Source organism: Streptomyces sp. JLSY215 (assembly GCF_059682825.1).
Map to the genome: position 1 here is coordinate 8,954,946 of NZ_CM185022.1, position 16,022 is coordinate 8,970,967.

General features: G+C 69.8%; 18 protein-coding genes. 9 read left to right on the forward strand and 9 right to left on the reverse strand.

Translation table 11 applies throughout. The features are described 5' to 3' along the window. Nucleotides 1–26 precede the first annotated feature (26 nt). The 4 genes from pqqC to AC5677_RS39640 all read left to right on the forward strand — a co-directional run bounded on the left by pqqC (nt 27) and on the right by AC5677_RS39640 (nt 3,248). The gene (gene pqqC / locus AC5677_RS39625; RefSeq protein WP_497196926.1) at nt 27–713 is read left to right on the forward strand and encodes a pyrroloquinoline-quinone synthase PqqC; all 687 of its coding nucleotides are present in this window, start codon (nt 27–29) and stop codon (nt 711–713) included. Further along, entirely contained in the window at nt 710–970 is a 261-nt protein-coding gene (gene pqqD / locus AC5677_RS39630; protein ID WP_497192685.1) for a pyrroloquinoline quinone biosynthesis peptide chaperone PqqD, read from the forward strand. The genes pqqC and pqqD overlap by 4 nt, the downstream gene beginning before the upstream one ends. Nucleotides 971–1,092: 122 nt before the next feature. Next, a complete protein-coding gene (gene pqqE / locus AC5677_RS39635) occupies nt 1,093–2,169 on the forward strand; it encodes a pyrroloquinoline quinone biosynthesis protein PqqE (protein ID WP_497192686.1) in 1,077 nt (358 codons plus the stop codon). 47 nt (nt 2,170–2,216) lie between these two features. After that, entirely contained in the window at nt 2,217–3,248 is a 1,032-nt protein-coding gene (locus AC5677_RS39640; RefSeq protein WP_497192687.1) for a chitinase, read from the forward strand. 98 nt (nt 3,249–3,346) lie between these two features. Here AC5677_RS39640 and AC5677_RS39645 read toward each other — a convergent pair whose 3' ends face one another. The 3 genes from AC5677_RS39645 to AC5677_RS39655 form a co-directional block, all read right to left on the reverse strand. Continuing rightward, nucleotides 3,347–3,532, reverse strand: coding sequence for a hypothetical protein (locus AC5677_RS39645; RefSeq protein ID WP_497192688.1), 186 nt, complete (start codon nt 3,530–3,532; stop codon nt 3,347–3,349). 365 nt (nt 3,533–3,897) lie between these two features. Further along, nucleotides 3,898–4,275, reverse strand: coding sequence for a VOC family protein (locus AC5677_RS39650; RefSeq protein ID WP_497192689.1), 378 nt, complete (start codon nt 4,273–4,275; stop codon nt 3,898–3,900). Between the two features lie 215 nt (nt 4,276–4,490). Next, entirely contained in the window at nt 4,491–5,792 is a 1,302-nt protein-coding gene (locus AC5677_RS39655) for a serine hydrolase domain-containing protein (RefSeq protein WP_497192690.1), read from the reverse strand. A gap of 300 nt (nt 5,793–6,092) precedes the next feature. Between AC5677_RS39655 and AC5677_RS39660 the strand changes: the two genes are divergently transcribed. Next, nucleotides 6,093–6,320, forward strand: coding sequence for a DUF6296 family protein (locus AC5677_RS39660; RefSeq protein ID WP_497192691.1), 228 nt, complete (start codon nt 6,093–6,095; stop codon nt 6,318–6,320). A gap of 334 nt (nt 6,321–6,654) precedes the next feature. Here the strand turns inward: AC5677_RS39660 and AC5677_RS39665 are convergent, their stop codons facing one another. The 6 genes from AC5677_RS39665 to AC5677_RS39690 all read right to left on the reverse strand — a co-directional run bounded on the left by AC5677_RS39665 (nt 6,655) and on the right by AC5677_RS39690 (nt 13,108). Continuing rightward, the gene (locus AC5677_RS39665; RefSeq protein WP_497192692.1) at nt 6,655–6,861 is read right to left on the reverse strand and encodes a hypothetical protein; all 207 of its coding nucleotides are present in this window, start codon (nt 6,859–6,861) and stop codon (nt 6,655–6,657) included. A 126-nt stretch (nt 6,862–6,987) separates the two neighbouring features. Continuing rightward, nucleotides 6,988–7,686: an aspartate/glutamate racemase family protein gene (locus tag AC5677_RS39670; RefSeq protein WP_497192693.1), complete on the reverse strand. Its 699-nt coding sequence runs from the start codon at nt 7,684–7,686 to the stop codon at nt 6,988–6,990. Nucleotides 7,687–7,730: 44 nt separating this feature from the next. Further along, the gene (locus tag AC5677_RS39675; RefSeq protein WP_497192694.1) at nt 7,731–8,852 is read right to left on the reverse strand and encodes a hypothetical protein; all 1,122 of its coding nucleotides are present in this window, start codon (nt 8,850–8,852) and stop codon (nt 7,731–7,733) included. 599 nt (nt 8,853–9,451) lie between these two features. After that, nucleotides 9,452–10,666 carry a cytochrome P450 family protein gene (locus AC5677_RS39680; protein WP_497192695.1) on the reverse strand — a complete coding sequence of 405 codons (1,215 nt, stop codon included), beginning with the start codon at nt 10,664–10,666 and terminating at the stop codon, nt 9,452–9,454. Nucleotides 10,667–10,977: 311 nt separating this feature from the next. Next, complete coding sequence (locus AC5677_RS39685) at nt 10,978–11,643, reverse strand: SCO2207 family protein (RefSeq protein ID WP_497192696.1); 666 nt, start codon at nt 11,641–11,643, stop codon at nt 10,978–10,980. A gap of 175 nt (nt 11,644–11,818) precedes the next feature. Beyond that, nucleotides 11,819–13,108 (reverse strand): ATP-binding protein, encoded by a 1,290-nt coding sequence (locus tag AC5677_RS39690; protein WP_497192697.1) that lies wholly within the window; start codon nt 13,106–13,108, stop codon nt 11,819–11,821. Between the two features lie 1,016 nt (nt 13,109–14,124). On the opposite strand from AC5677_RS39690, the gene AC5677_RS39695 reads away from it, so the two are divergent. The 4 genes from AC5677_RS39695 to AC5677_RS39710 all read left to right on the forward strand — a co-directional run bounded on the left by AC5677_RS39695 (nt 14,125) and on the right by AC5677_RS39710 (nt 15,839). Then, complete coding sequence (locus tag AC5677_RS39695) at nt 14,125–14,274, forward strand: hypothetical protein (protein WP_497192698.1); 150 nt, start codon at nt 14,125–14,127, stop codon at nt 14,272–14,274. A 69-nt stretch (nt 14,275–14,343) separates the two neighbouring features. Beyond that, nucleotides 14,344–14,589: a hypothetical protein gene (locus tag AC5677_RS39700; protein ID WP_497192699.1), complete on the forward strand. Its 246-nt coding sequence runs from the start codon at nt 14,344–14,346 to the stop codon at nt 14,587–14,589. Between the two features lie 17 nt (nt 14,590–14,606). Continuing rightward, entirely contained in the window at nt 14,607–15,017 is a 411-nt protein-coding gene (locus AC5677_RS39705; RefSeq protein WP_497192700.1) for a hypothetical protein, read from the forward strand. A 135-nt stretch (nt 15,018–15,152) separates the two neighbouring features. Further along, nucleotides 15,153–15,839, forward strand: a complete 687-nt coding sequence (locus tag AC5677_RS39710; RefSeq protein WP_497192701.1) for a class F sortase — start codon at nt 15,153–15,155, stop codon at nt 15,837–15,839. The last annotated feature ends 183 nt before the right edge of the window (nt 15,840–16,022 follow it).

Here is a 16,022-nt window from a genome sequence, read left to right on the forward strand (position 1 = left end):
ACACGCCGTCGCCGGCGCCGTCGAGCATGCCGTTCGAAGAGCGACTACGCACCGTGGCGCGCGACGGCTATCACGACCGACACCCCTTCAACATCCGTATGCACCAAGGTGAATTGACGCCGGAAGAGCTGCGCCGCTGGATCCGGAACCGCTTCCACTACCAGCGCCATATCCCCGTCAAGGACGCCCTGATCACCGCGAAGCTGCACACGCCGGAGCTGCGCCGGATGTGGCTGCGCCGGATCGAGGACCATGACGGGCGGAATCCAGGGGAAGGCGGCATCGAGCGCTGGCTGCGGCTCGGTGAGGCGGCCGGACTCGGCCGGGAGCTGCTGAAGGATGAGACGGGAGTGCTGCCCGGCGTACGGCTCGCCGTCGACGGTTACGTCAACTTCTGCCGGCTGCGCTCCCCGCTGGAGGCGGTCGCCGCCTCGCTCACCGAACTGTCCGCGCCGGACATCATGCGCACCAGGGTCGACGCCTTCGAACGGCACTACCGCTGGATCGATGCCGACGGGCTGGCCTACTTCCGTGACCGGCAGAGCCAGGGGCGGCGGGACAGCAAGGAGGCGCTGGCGCTGGTCCTTGACTGGGCGCGTACGGAGCGCGAACAGGAGCTGGCGATCGCCGCTCTGACCTTTAAGTGCCAGGTGCTGTGGGCGCTGCTGGACGCCGTCGAACTGGGGGAGCGGCCATCGGGAGCACCGCGGTGACGGCGCGGTGGCGGCCCGTACTCGCTCCCGCGGTCCATCTCCGCCACGACCGGGTGCGCGGGATCGATCTGCTGCTTCTGCCCGAGCGCGTCGTCGTGCTCGAGGGCAGCGCCGGCGCCGTACTGCGATGGTGCGACGGGAAGCGTGAAGTCGAAGAGATTGTGGAGGAGTTGGCCGGTCGCTATGCCGGAGCGCCGGTGGCGGACGAGGTGCCGGACTTTCTCGGCCGGATGCGGCAGGAGGGCTGGCTGCGATGACCGGTCCTTCGTCGAGTCCCGTTCCGTCCGGGCTCGCTTCGTCCTCCGTTCCCTCCACTTCCTCCGATCCCTCCGCTTCCTCCGTTCCCTCCGCGTCCTCCCCGCCGGCACGCCCCTGGGCCTTGCTCGCCGAGCTCACCCACGGCTGCCCGCTGCAGTGCTCGTACTGTTCCAATCCGCTCGAACTCACCCGTAGATCAGCCGAGTTGACGACCCCGCAGTGGGTGGACGCGCTTCGCCAGGCGGCCGATCTCGGCGTCGTCAGCGCGCATCTGTCCGGCGGTGAGCCGTTGCTGCGCCCGGACCTGGCGGAGATCGTCGAGGCCGCCGATGCCGCCGGGATCCACACCCAACTCGTCACCAGCGGCGTCGGCCTCAGCCGGGCGCGGCTCGGCCGCCTGGCCGACGCCGGGCTGCGCAGCGTCCAGCTGTCCGTCCAGCACGCCGACCCCGACGCCTCCGACCTGATTGCCGGCCGCCGCTCCTTCGCCGACAAGGAACGGGCCGCCGCGCTGGTCCGGGCCGCCGGACTGCCGCTCGGCCTCAATGTCGTCCTGCACCGGCACAACCTCGGTGCCCTGGACGCGCTCCTTGATCTCGCGCCCGCCTGGGGCGCGGACCGCATCGAACTCGCCAACACCCAGTTCTACGGCTGGGCGTTGCACAACCGCGCCGCGCTGCTTCCCTCCCGTCAACAGCTCGCCGAAGCCGCGCGGACCGTACGGCGCCGACGTGCCGAGCTGGCCGACGCCCGGATCGAGGTGGTCTGGGTCGTGCCGGACTACTTCGACGGCAACGCCAAGCCCTGCATGGGCGGCTGGGGCGCCGTCTCGCTCACTCTCACCCCCGACGGCACGGTCCTGCCCTGCCCGGCTGCCGCGGCGATCCCCGGGCTCGACGCACCCAACGTCCGTGACCATGGCCTGGAATGGATCTGGAACCTCTCCCGGGCGTTCGCCCGCTACCGGGGCACCGAGTGGATGCGCGAGCCATGCCGTAGCTGCGATCTGCGCGCACAGGACTTCGGCGGCTGCCGCTGCCAGGCGTTCGCGCTCACCGGCGACGCCGCGGCCACCGATCCGGCCTGCCGGCTCTCCCCGGACCACCACCTCCTCCGCGATCTGGTGGACGCCCCGTCCGACCCGGCCGCCCATGGAATCGGCCGGCCGCGCAGGCCCAGCCGCTCCCCACGCCCCTGAGCCGCACCGCTCCACCCACCCCACGAGCCCCGGAGAGAAGCCACCTCATGACACGACCGCACCGTCCGCGCCCCCTGTCGACAGCGCTCTGCGCCGCCGCACTGCTGCTCGGCAGCGGCGCCGCCACGGCGGCCGCCGACGCGGCGACCGCACCTGCCCCGGCCCGTGGATCCGTCGACTCGTTCCGGGCGGCCGTCCCGATGGCCGCCGCGCCGTACGAATACCTGGGCTGGGGCAACCCGCAGCAGCCCACGGAGGTGATGGCGGCGACCGGAACCAAGTGGTTCACGCTGGCCTTCGTCCTCTCCGACGGTGGCTGCAACCCGAAGTGGGACGGCAGTCGGGCGCTGACCGGCGGCAGCGATGAGGCGGCGATCAAGGCGATACGCGCCAAGGGCGGCGATGTGGTCGTCTCGGCCGGTGGTTGGAGCGGCGCCAAACTCGGGGAGAAATGCGGCAGCGCCGCCACGCTTGCCGGGGCGTACCAGAAGGTGATCGACGCGTACCACCTCAAGGCGCTCGACATCGATATCGAGAACACCGAATTCACCCAAGCCACGGTCCGCCGGCGCGTGATCGACGCCCTGAAGATCGTCAAGACCAAGAATCCCGGCCTCATCACCTACGTCACCATGGGCACCACCCCGAACGGCCCCGATGCCAACGGCAAGGACCTCATCAAGAAGGGTGCGGCGGCAGGGCTGGACAACGATGGCTGGGTCGTCATGCCCTTCGATTTCGGCGGCCACAGCGGGACCATGGGGCAGGCCACCATCAGCGCATTGGAAGGCCTCAAGACCGCGGTCAAGAGCGCATACGGAGACGGTGACGGGGACGCCTACCGCCACATCGGCGTCTCCTCGATGAACGGTAAAACCGACGAGGCCGACGAGAGCGTCACCCTGGCGGACTTCGGCACGATCCTCGACTACGCCCGGCAGCACCACATCGCCCGCTTCGCCTTCTGGTCGGTCAACCGTGACCGCCGGTGTGGCTCCGGCGACGACGGTGACAGCTGCAGCGGGGTGTCGCAGGAGCCCTATGCGTACACAAAGACGGTCGTCAAGTACACGGGGTGAGTACGGGGGCGGCGCAGGGCGCCTACGTCGCGGGAGCGCCGCCCTCGGCAGGCGCTTCCCACTGACGCCCGGGGCCCGCGTGGCCTGACGGGCGGGGCCTACGCCGCCTCCACCACCTCTGAACGCACCGCTGTCGTCCAGATCTCCAGCAGCACCGCATACTCCGCCATGTCCTGCGCCGTCCACGCCAAGCCGTGCCGCGTGCGCACGAATCGCCGGATCGACTCATTGGCCTCGGACGCGGGAATGGGCACCTCTGGAGAAGGAGAAGGAGTTGGGGACATGTGAGACATGCTAGGGGCAGTCACTGACAATTCATCACCGCGTGCGCCCCTCTGTGCGCCCCCCGCCCCCCTCCCACTCCCTCCCCTCCGCCACCCCCAACTCTCTGACCAGCAAGGACCGTCGGCGGTCGGCTCGCGCCTCGCTCTCTGCATGTGTCCAGTCCCACACGCTCCGCGTTCGCTGAACATCTGGTGCGTCGATTCACCCGTATGGCCCCATGGCCGTTAGCGGTGCCGTTAGCGGTGCCGTTAGCGGTGCCGTCAGCGGAGACGACGACGGAGGCGCCGGCGGAGGCGCCGGCGGAGACACCTGTGGCGACGTCAGAAGCCCGCCGGTCGGCCGTTGGTGGCCTGTCGGTGACCCGTCAGTTCAGGAACAGGCAGAAAGGGTGTCCTGCAGGGTCGAAGAACACACGGACATCGTCCTGCGGCTGGACGTCCGCCCGTGTCGCACCCAACGCCACCGCATACGCCTCGGCCTCGTCGAGGTCGTCGACCCGAATGTCGAGATGGAGCATCTTCTGTTGCTCCGCCGCCCGTTCCGGCCATACCGGCGGCAGATATCCCGGCTCCGACTGGAACGAGAGGCCCGTAGCGCCCTCCGGCGGCCGCAGCAGCACCCAGTCCGGTTCGCTGGCTTTCACCTCCCAGCCCAGAAGCCGGCGGTAGAAGTCCGCGAGCGCATGGGCGTCCGCGCAGTCCACCGCCACTGTTGCCAGCGAGAACCGAGGTCTTGTCGGCATCAGCCTTCCTCTCGTCATGCCACGCTGCAGCCGGTCGGGGGTCGGGGCTCCGTCCCCCTTCTGCGCGGAGCTGCGTTGTCAGTGGCTCCCCGTAACGTGGTCCCCGTAAATATCCGAGCTGCTGGCGCTTCTCGGACCCGCCCCGCCCCTGTGACAGCGCACGGGGGTGGGGCTTACGTCCACGGGCGGGGCTGCCCTTGGCGTCGGCCGCTCGTTTACGGTCGGGCAGTCTTCGCGGCGAAGCCCTCTTGGATGCTGAGCTGCGCGAGGCTACGCGATGTCTCTGGCTGAAGGCTTCCCGCCGCCCCGCACAGAGCCTGAACGAGATGACTGTTCATGGCGGTGTCGATGGGGCTGGGCTTGGGCCGACCGTTCCCGTCCAGTTGTTGATAGCGCGTCAGATTGAAACCGAGGGATATCTGATGGCGGCCGTCGGCGCTCGACAATGACCAGGTCATTGCCCCGAGCACCAAGCCGTTGTGTCCCCAGAACTCTCCGCAGGGCAGCTTCGTGCTGAGCAGGCCCAGGCCATAGCGTGCGGTGCTGCCTTCGATCGGCACCGTGGTCTTCATCTGTTGCAGTTGGGTGGGGGCCAGAAGTTTGCCGCCCAGCAGTGCGCCGTAGAAGCGGTTCAGGTCGGGCATGGTCGACACCAGCGAACCGGCCGTCCCGGCCCAGGAGGGGGTGTAGACGCTGAAGTCACGGGGCGGATCGAACTCTCCGTAGAGGACTTCGTACATCTTGGCGTGCGGCTTCGTGAGGTACGGCGAATCCGGGAAGTAGGTGTGCCGCAGGCCGGCCTTACGGATGACGTGTTCGGTGATGTACCGCTCGGGGGATGTGCTGGTGACCTTGCGCAGCAGGAGTCCGGCGATGATGTAGTTGGTGTTGGAATAGTGATGCGCCTGGCCTGGTTTGCCCAGAGGCGCCGCCTTCAGTCCCCGTCGGGCCAGGTCCTCGGGGTCGAATTGACGGAAGCGGTTCTCTTCCAGGCTCTCAACCGTCGGGAAGATCGAGCTGGAGTATTCCCCGATGCCGCTGGTGTGATTGAGCAGCATTCTGACGGTGACGGTGCGGCCGCGCTCTCCGGTGACGAGGCCGGGCAGATAGCGCCCTATCGGCGCATCGAGATCGATGCGCCCCTTCCCCACCTGCTGCAGCACGGCGACGGAGGTGAGGGTCTTGGTGATGCTGCCGATGCGGTGTTCCATCTGCGCGGTGACGGCTCGCCCGGTGTCGATGTCGGCGAGTCCTGCGGCGCCCTGCCACTGCGCGGAGCCGTCACGCACCGCAGAGTAAGCGCCGTACATTCCGGCGTCATGGAACGCCTTGAGCGTCCTGTCCAGGGCGGCACGGTCGAGTGCGGTGTGACGGGTGGCCGGTGCCGCGGCGGCATCACCGACCGACGTCGCGGAAGCCGGGACCGCCGAGGCCGCCGGGATCGTCAGCGCGAATAAGGCGGCCGTGGCCGTCCCGGCCAGCCGCATACGGCGGCGGTTCGGGTGGGCAACAGGCATGGTGGCTCCGTTGGTTCAAGGCCCGTGGCAGGCATTCGATCTTCGGTGATCTCGATTGTGGCGGTGGGGTGGCGCCGCGCCATCAACCCACGGAACTACCTTGATCCCAAGTCCACATGACAAATGTCAGGTTTGGGTGTTGTCGATGTGGTCCGAGCCGCTGATCCCGTCGCGCTCGCTCCTGAGGCGCGGCGGGCCGGTGTGAGTGACGATGGAGGAGGAGAGGCGCAGCGGCGGATCGGGCGGGCAGGCGAGGGAGGGGCGCTGCGGACGCCTGCAGAGCCATTTCGGGAGGCCCCGATGGATTACCCGGAACGCTATGAGCTGGTATTTCACGCTCTCGCCGTGGAAGACGATGTGGTGGTCGTCCGGCGGACCGAGCAGGCGGGAGCGGGCGGGTATCCGGTCTACGAAGATGAATCGGGGATCGTACGCGCGGAAATCAGCGATCGGGGCGAGGTGCGGATGATCGCCAGCGGGGGACACCAAGCGCCGCGGACGCCGCTGCTGGCGCGGCCGCTGGGCTAGGGGCTGGCCGGCTCGGTCCGCGGTGCGGCTCGGTCCGCGGTGCGGCTCGGTCCCTCCGGGCCTGCCGTGATCCCGCGGATCCGATGGGGGCCGCTGCGCCGCCGGGTGTGCAGCGGCCGGCCTTCGCCGTCGAGGGCGGCAGTGCGTAGTGAGGGGCGGTAGTACGAAGCGAGCCGGTGGGAAGCCGTGGGGGATGTACGGGACGGGCGGACGCTTCGTGCCGTTGCGGGGACGGGCGACCAGGGCTCGCGATCACGGTTTTGGGCGCCTGATGCCCGACACTGAGTGTCACGGTGGCCGGGGCGCCGCCGCAGCCCGGGGCGGGGGCCGGCCGCTACAGGCCCCGCAGGCGCGGCCGGGGCCGCGGCTCATCCCGGTCGGCCGCCTGTTCGGCGGAGGTGGACCGTTCGCCGGGCTCGTCCGCCGGCTCCGGCTCGGGTTCGGTGGCGCGTCCTTCGAGTACTGCCATGGCGCGTTCCAGCGTCTCTCCGGTGACCTGCATCCGGATTCTGGCCAGTCGTTCTAACTCGGTGTGCGACACCACGTCAGAGTACCCGGCGTTCGTTCAAACCTCGTTCCGCGAACGGGATTTGTCACGTAAGGGGAAGCAGGAACCGGGCGAGCGGGCGGGAGTGTCGGCGGTCACCGGCGCCTGGGCAGGGGCGGGCTACGAGCCGTCGGCCAAGGCCTGGCGGACCGCCGCTTCGGCGTGCAGGCGGGTGGTGGGAAACACCGGTACCGGGCTGTCGTCGGCGCTGATCAGCAGCTCGATCTCGGTGCAGCCGAGCACGATGCCTTCGGCCCCGGCGGCGACCAGGTCCTTGATGACGGCTCGGTACGCCTCGCGGGACTCTTGCCGGACGATCCCGACACAGAGTTCCTCGTAGATCACCTGATGGACGGTGCTGCGACCGGCGGCGTCCGGAACGAGTACCTCCAGGCCGTGCGAGGCGAGCCGGCCGCGGTAGAAGTCCTGCTCCATGGTGAACGCAGTGCCCAGCAGCCCTACGCGGCTCAGACCCTTCGCGAGGACGGCGTTGGCTGTGGTGTCGGCGAGGTGCAGCAGCGGGATGGCGACTGCGGCGGCCACTTCGTCGGCGACCTTGTGCATGGTGTTCGTACATATCACCAGCAGGTCCGCGCCCGCGGCCTCCAGCGCTCGGGCGGCCTCGGCCAGCACCTCGGCCGCCACGTCCCAGCGCCCTTCGGCCTGCAGGCGTTCGATCTCGGCGAAGTCGACGGAGTACAGCAGGCATCGCGATGAGTGGAGCCCGCCCAGACGCTCGCGCGTCAGCTCGTTCAGCAGCCGGTAGTACTCCGCCGTCGATTCCCAGCTCATGCCGCCGAGCAACCCAATGGTCCGCATCGGGCCACTCTCGCACATTTTTCCGACCGGCCCGGCCCGGGTGCCTATGTCGCCGGGCCGACGAGCTCAGGGAAGGCGCGCCGGACGTCTTCGAACAGGGCCCGATAGCGGCGCCCGAACGTCACGGCCGCCGCGTACAGCGCATCGAGTGCGCCCTGCAGGGGATCGTCCTCCTTGGCATCGAAGATCGCGGGCATCGCGGCTGCCTGTTGCGAGATGGTGCGATGCGTCCCGTCCATCGAGACGACGACCGAAACCGGCACCTGGGGATCGTTGACGAGGCGCCGCCACACCTCGTCCCAGTCGTCGAACGGCGGCGGCAGGGTGTGTCCCGCGTCGAGTGCGTCCAACGCCGGTGCGATCCAGTCGATTCCGGCCAGGCCCGCCACGGTGTACGCGCGCCGTGCGGTCCAGCGCGCTATCGCACGCTGCGTTTCCGGTCCTGCGCCGTCGACCTCGTCCACAAGGAGGCGGTCGAGCTGCAGCATGCCGCGTATGTTGCCGCCGATGTGCCGTAGACGGTCGCTGAGCGGACGCCCCTGCCAGGCCTCCTCGTCGCCGCGCCGGCGGGCCTTCGCCACCTCGCGCTCATGCGCCGTCGCGGCCAGACGCTCGGCGTCTGCGCGCTCCTCGGGAGTGGGCGGCAGGGGAAGCTTCCGGGCCCATGCATGCGCGGACTCGGCGGCCTTGCTCGTCTGCCATATCACCCGGTCCGTGCCGGCCGGAGCGGGCCAGAACTGGAGGAGGTGGCGCTCGACTTGAGGCTCCCCGTCCAAGAGCGTGTCGCGCGCTCGTCCCTCGTCCATGCCGGTGGAGCAGTAGCGGACGCGGTAGTCGATCTCGTTGAGGCGCAGTGGCCAGCGATCTCTACCGGCCCACTGCACCAGCGCCACGTCCGGTGAGGCCGGGCGGAAGGAGACCTCGACGATGTCCTCCCATTCGGGCGAGAGGCCCGGTGCCGTTTCATGGAGTTCGACGGTGCAGCCGACGCGCCCGGAGCGCAGCCCCGTGGACAGGAACAGCCCGCCGGGAACCGCGGCGCCGCAGAGCCCGTTGACCTGGCCGCCGAATGCGGCGTTGAGGTCCCCGCCGATCGGTTCTCCGGCGCTCTGAACGGAGAGCTGCCAGTAGGAGGCCTGCATTTCCCCCGCGAATAGTGTCCGCATCGCCCCAGGCGTCAGCGTCGGCACCGACGTTGACCTTGACGTTGATGTTGACGTCAGTGTCGGCGTTGGGGTCCGCTTCGGTGTCGGCATCGTCATTTCCCCCGTCTCTTCCCTGCTCTTCTGTGTGCTTTTCTGCGTGGTCCATCCCAGTCTTGCGCGAGGGTCTGACAGTTGAGGGGTGTTGCGCGGAATGTCCGCATCTGTTCGATGCTCTTCGGGCGACGGGCGACGGGCGACGGGCGACGGGCGACGGGCGACGGGCGACGGGCGAGGACGAAGGGCGAGGACGAAGGGCGAAGTGCGGGGGTCTGCCGCTCTGTTGCGTTGGCTGAAGGGCCGGTTCGGGGTCAGGCATGCGGCGTTGGTGCGGCGGAGCTACACGACCGGATCGTGCCTGCGTCGGTACGACAATGGCCATGGCGTGCCGCGGGACCATGGGGTTGTCGCCGCGATTGGGACGGAGTGCAGCGCTACGGCCGCGGGTCGCGACTGGGTGCAGGCGGGGCGGGCCCTTCGCCGGGTATCCGTTGCCCGTGGGCCGGGCGGCGGGCGTGGGCGGGTATGCACGGATGGGGCGCGCTCGGGGGAGGGGCGGGGCGTCATCGCGGCTCACTCGTCCAGCGAATCGGAAGCCGCTCCGTTCCCCGGATGAGCAATCCGGTGCGCCAGGTGAGGGCCTTCGCATCGCAGTCCAGCGCGAGGTCGGGACAGCGGTCCAACAGGGCTTCGATGGCGATTCGGGCCTCCAGGCGAGCCAGCGGGGCGCCGAGGCAGAAGTGGATGCCGTGGCCGAAGGCGACGTGACCGCGGGGCTCTCGGGTGATGTCGAAGTCATCGGCGGCGGCGAAGCGTTCGGGGTCGCGCGAGGCGGAGGCCAGGACGACCACTACAGGGTGCCTGGCGGGGATGACCGTGTCGCCGATGGCGACCGGCTCCGAGGTGAAGCGCCAGGTGGCGGCCTCCACCGGGCCGTCGTACCGCAGCATCTCCTCCACGGCGTTGTTGAGAAGGGAGCGGTCGGCGCGCAGTGCGGCCAGTTGGGCGGGATGATCGAGCAGCGCGCGTACCCCGTTGGAGATCAAGCTGACGGTCGTCTCATGGCCGGCGACCAGCAACAGGAAGGCCATGCCGACCAATTCGTCGCGGGAGAGCCGGTCGCCGTCCTCGTCGCTCGTCCGGATCAGGGCGCTGAGCAGATCGTCGCCGGGGGCGCTTCGCTTGCGCTCGATGAGGCTGATGAGGTAATCGGCCATCGCCTGGGTGGCGCCCTGTGCGGCCTCCGGGCCGGTCGGCGCGATGATCTCGCGCGACCAGGCGCGAAAGGCGTCCCGGTCCATGGCCGGGACGCCGATCAGTTCGCAGATGACGGTCATGGGCAGGGGGAAGGCCAGCGCGTCGACCAGGTCGGCACGTCCGTCGGGGGCGGCCAGCATCGCGTCGAGCAGCTCGTCGGTGATCCGCTGCACGCGGGGCCGCAGCGCCTCGACGCGGCGCGAGGTGAATTCCTTGGCCACAAGCTTCCGCAGCCGGGTGTGGTGCGGCGGATCCGTATCCAGCATGTTGGTGAACAGCGGCGAATCGTCGGTGGTCTCACCTCCCAGCCCGGCAGCCCGCCAGTCCTTGCCGAAGCGCGCATCGCTGAGCACGGTCCGGACCGCTTCGTGGCCGACGATCAGCCACACTTCCGGGCCTCCCGGGAACTGCGCACGGTGTACGGGACCTTGGGCGCGCAGCTTTGCGTAGTACGGGTAGGGGTTTGCGGTGAAGTCCGGTCCGTACGCGCCCAGGTCGATGACTTCCGAAGTCTCAGGCATATGTCCCCCCATGTCCGCCACGCTTTTCCGGCCGCTGGCTTTCGGCTCTTTGACGGTCCGAGGCCCAGCTCTGCACGTTCGTCATCGCTATCACCCCTGCTCTCACCGTCGACGTCACCGTACGCAGGTGTCGTGTCTCAGGCATCAGCCGATCGGAGGAGACGGACCCGGATCGGACCCGGATCTGACCCGGACCGGACCCGGGTCGGCTCGGGACCGGACCCGGGTCGGCTCGGGACCGGACCCGGACTTCCGGGCAGCGTGGGGCCGCGCGATCCTGCCGCCCGGCCCCAGGCCCGTGTTGCCGTGACCTACCCGACGCGCTCGATCCGGGCATGGCGGATGAGGAACTTCCCGGGCTCACGTACCTGCTCGAAGGCGGCGTTGTTGAGGAGCACGCAGCTGCCCGAGGTCGAAGTGACGGAGACGGTAGCCGACTTGTTGTTGTCCAGATTCGTCACCTTCAACTTGGTGCCGGTGGGGAATTGGTCGCTCGACGCCGCTGGTGCGCCTCCCTCGCCGGAGAGGGTGACCGTTGAGCTGGCGCAGACGACGTCGGAGGAGGGCGGATCCGCCGGTGCGGATGCGGATCCCGTTGCGGGGGCGGAGGCGGAGGCGGAAGCGGAGGCCGATGCGGATGGTTCCGTTGATCCCGGTGGTGAGGGGGTGCCGGGCGCCGGAGCCGCATTACCGTCACCGCCCCCGCCGCCGTTGCACCCGGCGGCCTTCTGCTGGACCTGGATCTGTGCGATCACGGCGTTGCGGTTGGCGATCCGGGCGGCCGACTGGGCGTCCGGATCGGCCTTCTGGGCGGCGATGAATTTCTGGTTGTTGCTCAGTGCGGTGGCCAGCCCGTCGCATGCCACCGACGCCTGGCTGGTACCTGCCATGGCGACGGCGATGCCGCCGACCAGCGCCGCGGAGCTGACGAAGATGGCTATCTTCTTCCCTCGGCCGATTCTTCTCTTTCGGGACATGCGCCACTCCTGTCCTCGAGGGAACCCTTGACTCGGGTCCGATGCCGCCCAGTACGGAGAGGAGTGACGGCCCGCCTCAATGGGGGACCGGAATTGTCCGCAGATGCCAATTCCCGGTCGCCGCAGGCTCGTTGCGGACTGCGCTGCGCCGGTCGTCCGTCGGTCATCCGCCCCGTCAGCAGCGCGCGTGCGCAGTGATGTCCGCCGCGAATTCGTCGACCATCGCCGGTGTGACGGTCGGCCGGCACTGGGCAATGGCCGCGAGATAGTCCTCGGTGCTCGCCCCGAGCCTGCTCTGGGTGCCCGACCCGAGGCCGATCGACTCCAGGTCCCGCTCGAACGAAGCCTGGGCGGCCACCCGGGCGGCATGCTCGATATCGGCCGGGGTGAACAGCTCGCTGGCCGCCACCAGCGCCGCCACATCGACATCGGCCCGGCCGTCCGTGTAACGGGACCAGATCGCCGCACGGGCGGCCTTGTCAGGAGTGCCGATGGGGATCAGGTAGTCGAACCGGCCGGGCCGGAGGAAGGCCGGGTCGAGCGAGCGGATGGAGTTGGTCGCACACACCAGCAGCCGTTCGTCCCGCTCGCGGAATCCCGGTATGAGCTTGAGGAGTTCGTTGGTCACGCCGTGCAGCCCGCCCGGCTGCGCCGGCTCTGCGCGCACCGGCGCGATCTCCTCGACCTCATCGATGAAGACGAGGACCCGTTCCAGCTCGGCGATACGGGCGAACGCGCTGCGCAGGGCCGCCGCGAGATTGCCCTCGTCGGCGAGCCGGGACGGCAGCAGCTCGACGAACGGCCAGCCGAGTTTGGCCGCGATGCCCCGCGCGAACGTGGTCTTCCCAGTCCCGGGAGGGCCGAACAGGGCGATGGCCCGAGGCGGCCGCACGCCGTGCCGGGCGGCCCGCTCCGGCTCCGCCAGCGGCAGCACGACACGCCGTTCGATCAGGTCTTTCTCCGCCTCCATGCCGGCCACCTTGGCCCACAGATCGGCGGGCAGGAATCGTCCGCCGAGGTCGTCCAGGAGGCTGGCCGCGGGGCCGTGGTGCGGTTCGACCTTCTCGAAGTAGGCCACGGCCGGCTGCCGCGTATATCCCGCGTTGAGCAGCCCCTCGCCGAGGAGGTCCTCCTCGGGCAGCACGTACGCGATACGGCTCACCCGCGCGGCAATCAGCCGCCGCTCCAGCTCCACCAGCAACGCACTCGCCAGCCCACGGCCACGCCAGGCCGAGGAGATGGCGATCCGCATCACCCAGCCCCGCTCACCCGCCACGCAGGCGAGCGCCGTGCCGATGGGCACGCCCTGGTGGACGGCCACCACGGCGGGCTGCCGGGAGCTCAGCGCGCTGATGCACTCGGCGAGCGAGAACACCGACTCCTGCCCGAGTTCGGCAGTGGAGTCGATGAGGTGGACCACTGCAGCGAGATCGTTCTCGCGGTAGTCGTGGATGAGCCAGTTCACGGGTACCGCCCCTCGTTGGTGATGTTGAAGCGAGGCTAGGGGCGGTGCGGGATGGGGGCCCGCTCCACCTTGCACAAACGGGAGCGGCAATAGCTACGTTCCGTCTGTAGCCAGGTCGCGGGCTGTGCGGAGGGGGCGCTCGAATCACTCACGTCACTCAAGTCGCTCCGGGTGTTCGAGCCGTAGGGGGTGAATTGCCGGAGGTGGGTGAATGATGCCTATCCACCCACTCCCGCCCTGTTTGGGGTCTCTGTCGTTCGGTGTCGTTCGACTCGCTGAGGCATCGGGTCTCGCCCCGCTCGCCCGAGATGCTCCGTGGCCTGCCGAGGCCTGGACAGTGCTTCGGCCTAGGGAGGGTCGCCAACCCTGACGCCCTTACGTACCGGGCGAGTTGACGGCTGTGGCGTACCCCAAAATGAACCAATTACGGCTCCTTGAGCGGGAGTTGGTGGCACCCCGGTACTGCATGATGCTCGGGCCGTCGTCCGTCGAGCGCGCCCACCTCACCCGGCCACCCACCCGCCGACGCCCCGCATCCCCTCCCGCCCCGCCAAGCCCCCTCCGGTCGCCCGGACGCCCTCCCGCACGGCCCTCCCGCCCCGCTCTTCCGCTCCTCCGCCGCTCACGCACCGCCACGGTGTGGCGGGTGCTGCCCCGTATGTCCGCCATCCGGGAGGCCCGCTACACCTTCGAAGCCGCGACACGCCGAAGGGGCACACCGTCGAACGGGTGACAATCTGGCCCTCGGCCACCCGAAGAGCGGACGTTGTACCCCGAATGCGGCGCTCTCCGGTGGTGCCGAGCCGCGATCTGGCTGACGTTGATCACGTCGCTGCTGCGTCCCGTGAGCCGATGACGAGTCGGCCTTCGTAGGAGCGATGTGAAAGGACATGTCTCCATGCGCACAGCTCGCACCCTGTTTGCCTCGGCCGCCGTCACCGCGGTCCTGGCCATCACTACTCCCGCCGCCCAGGCCATCACTGTGATGGGTGACGACGGCGGACACTCCAGCAGCCGTGACCACAACGGGCGCGGCGACAACGACCACGGCCGCGGTGGCGGCCGAGACCACGGCCGCGGTGGCGGCCACGACGGTGGCGGCTACGGCCGCGGCGGTGGCGGAAACGGCGGCGGAAACGGCGGCGGCAAGCCGGCCGGTGGCGTGAACACCGGTGGCGGCGCCATGTCGAAGGTCGTCACCGAAGGTGGCGGCGACGGCGGTGGCTGGGGCGGTCGTGACCACGGCCGCGGCGGTGGCCGTGACGGTGGCGGCCGCGATGGTGGCGGCCGCGATGGTGGCGGCCGCGATGGTGGCGGCCGCGATGGTGGCGGTCGTGACGGTGGCGGTCGTGACGGCGGCGGTCGTGACGGTGGCGGTCGTGACGGTGGCCGTGACCACGGTCGCGGTGGCGGCCACGACGGTGGCGGCTACGGCCGTGGCGGTGGCGGAAACGGCGGCGGCAAGCCGGCCGGTGGCGTGAACACCGGTGGCGGCGCCATGGCCAAGATCGTCACCGAAGGTGGCGGCGACGGCGGCGGCTGGGGCGGTCGTGACCACGGCCGCGGCGGTGGCCGTGACGGTGGCGGCCGCGATGGTGGCGGCCGCGATGGCGGCGGTCGTGACGGTGGCGGTCGTGACGGTGGCCGTGACCACGGTCGCGGTGGCGGCCACGACGGTGGCGGCTACGGCCGTGGTGGCCACGACGGTGGCGGCTACGGCGGTGGCGGCTACGGCGGCGGCGGTGGCCGTGGCAACGACCGTCCGACCGGTGGCGTCCACACCGGCGGTGGGGGCATGGCCCTCTCCGGCAGCAGCCTGGCCGCCGGTTCGGTGCTGATGCTCGGCGGTCTCGGTGCCGGGGTGTACGTGCTCCGTCGCCGTAACGCGTCGGGGAGTGCCTCCGCCTAATCCCGGCTGAGTCGCCCGACACAGTTCGCTGTGCCGTCGCGGCCACCGTCGCAGATGGACGGTGGCCGCGACGACTGCCGTTCCGCAGTCCGACCCTCCAGCCAACGCCCGTTGCATCGCGAAAGGCAGCGCCCCATGGCTTACCAGCAGCCATTCCAGCCGAACTCTCCCCGGAACGCGCCCGGGTCCGGCCGCTTCAGCCGTCGGCTGATGTGGCCCGCCGGGGCGTTCCTTCTCGGAACCCTGCTCGTCTACAACTCCATAGACACGCCGGCGGACCCCAAGCCACAGCAGTCCCGTCCAGGGGCGGCAGCCAGCGTCACGCCCGGCGCCGCCGCCCGTGCCATCCCCGCACTGTCCCGCTCCGTTCCCAAGCGGCTCATGATCCCCGAGATTGCCGTCGACGCGCCCTTCACTCCGTTGTCGATCGGCCCGAAAGGGCAGCTCAATGCGCCACCCGGAAACAACAAGAACCTGGTCGGCTGGTTCCAGGGCGGGGCGACGCCCGGCGAGCGTGGCGCATCGATCGTCGCGGGCCATGTCGACACCAAGACCGGCCCGGCCGTGTTCATGCTGCTCAGTTCGCTCAAGAAGGGCAGCAAGATCGACATCACGCGTGCGGACGGCATCGTTGCGACGTTCAAGGTGGACTCCGTCCAGACGTTCAGCAAGGCGCAGTTCCCCAACGACCAGGTCTACGCCGACACCCCGGACGCGCAGCTGCGCGTGATCACCTGTGGTGGCGCGTACAACAGGGCCGCCAAGGACTACGAGGCCAACGTCGTGGTGTTCGCGCATCTCGCGGCGACAGCCCGTAAGTGATTCCGTACGGGAGCGGCGGCCGGTCCCTTCGGGCGGGGCCCGCCCCTTGGAGCACCGGCCGCCACTTGCCTCGGTGGCCCGCCGCCGATCGCCCCTTGACGAGGGGGAGTTCGGGGCGGGTACCCGTGGTCCGGCCCGTCCGCCCACCGTGGTAGCTTCTGCATGCACCTGCATACAACTCGT

Coding starts and splice junctions, on each gene's coding strand:
- AC5677_RS39710 (WP_497192701.1), top strand. CDS start 15,153: ATGGCTTACCAGCAGCCATTCCAGCCGAACTCTCCCCGGAACGCGCCC.
- AC5677_RS39670 (WP_497192693.1), bottom strand. CDS start 7,686: ATGCGGACCATTGGGTTGCTCGGCGGCATGAGCTGGGAATCGACGGCG.
- AC5677_RS39680 (WP_497192695.1), bottom strand. CDS start 10,666: ATGCCTGAGACTTCGGAAGTCATCGACCTGGGCGCGTACGGACCGGAC.
- AC5677_RS39675 (WP_497192694.1), bottom strand. CDS start 8,852: ATGCGGACACTATTCGCGGGGGAAATGCAGGCCTCCTACTGGCAGCTC.
- pqqC (WP_497196926.1), top strand. CDS start 27: ATGCCGTTCGAAGAGCGACTACGCACCGTGGCGCGCGACGGCTATCAC.
- AC5677_RS39655 (WP_497192690.1), bottom strand. CDS start 5,792: ATGCCTGTTGCCCACCCGAACCGCCGCCGTATGCGGCTGGCCGGGACG.
- AC5677_RS39645 (WP_497192688.1), bottom strand. CDS start 3,532: ATGTCCCCAACTCCTTCTCCTTCTCCAGAGGTGCCCATTCCCGCGTCC.
- AC5677_RS39660 (WP_497192691.1), top strand. CDS start 6,093: ATGGATTACCCGGAACGCTATGAGCTGGTATTTCACGCTCTCGCCGTG.
- AC5677_RS39640 (WP_497192687.1), top strand. CDS start 2,217: ATGACACGACCGCACCGTCCGCGCCCCCTGTCGACAGCGCTCTGCGCC.
- AC5677_RS39650 (WP_497192689.1), bottom strand. CDS start 4,275: ATGCCGACAAGACCTCGGTTCTCGCTGGCAACAGTGGCGGTGGACTGC.
- AC5677_RS39705 (WP_497192700.1), top strand. CDS start 14,607: ATGGCCAAGATCGTCACCGAAGGTGGCGGCGACGGCGGCGGCTGGGGC.
- AC5677_RS39685 (WP_497192696.1), bottom strand. CDS start 11,643: ATGTCCCGAAAGAGAAGAATCGGCCGAGGGAAGAAGATAGCCATCTTC.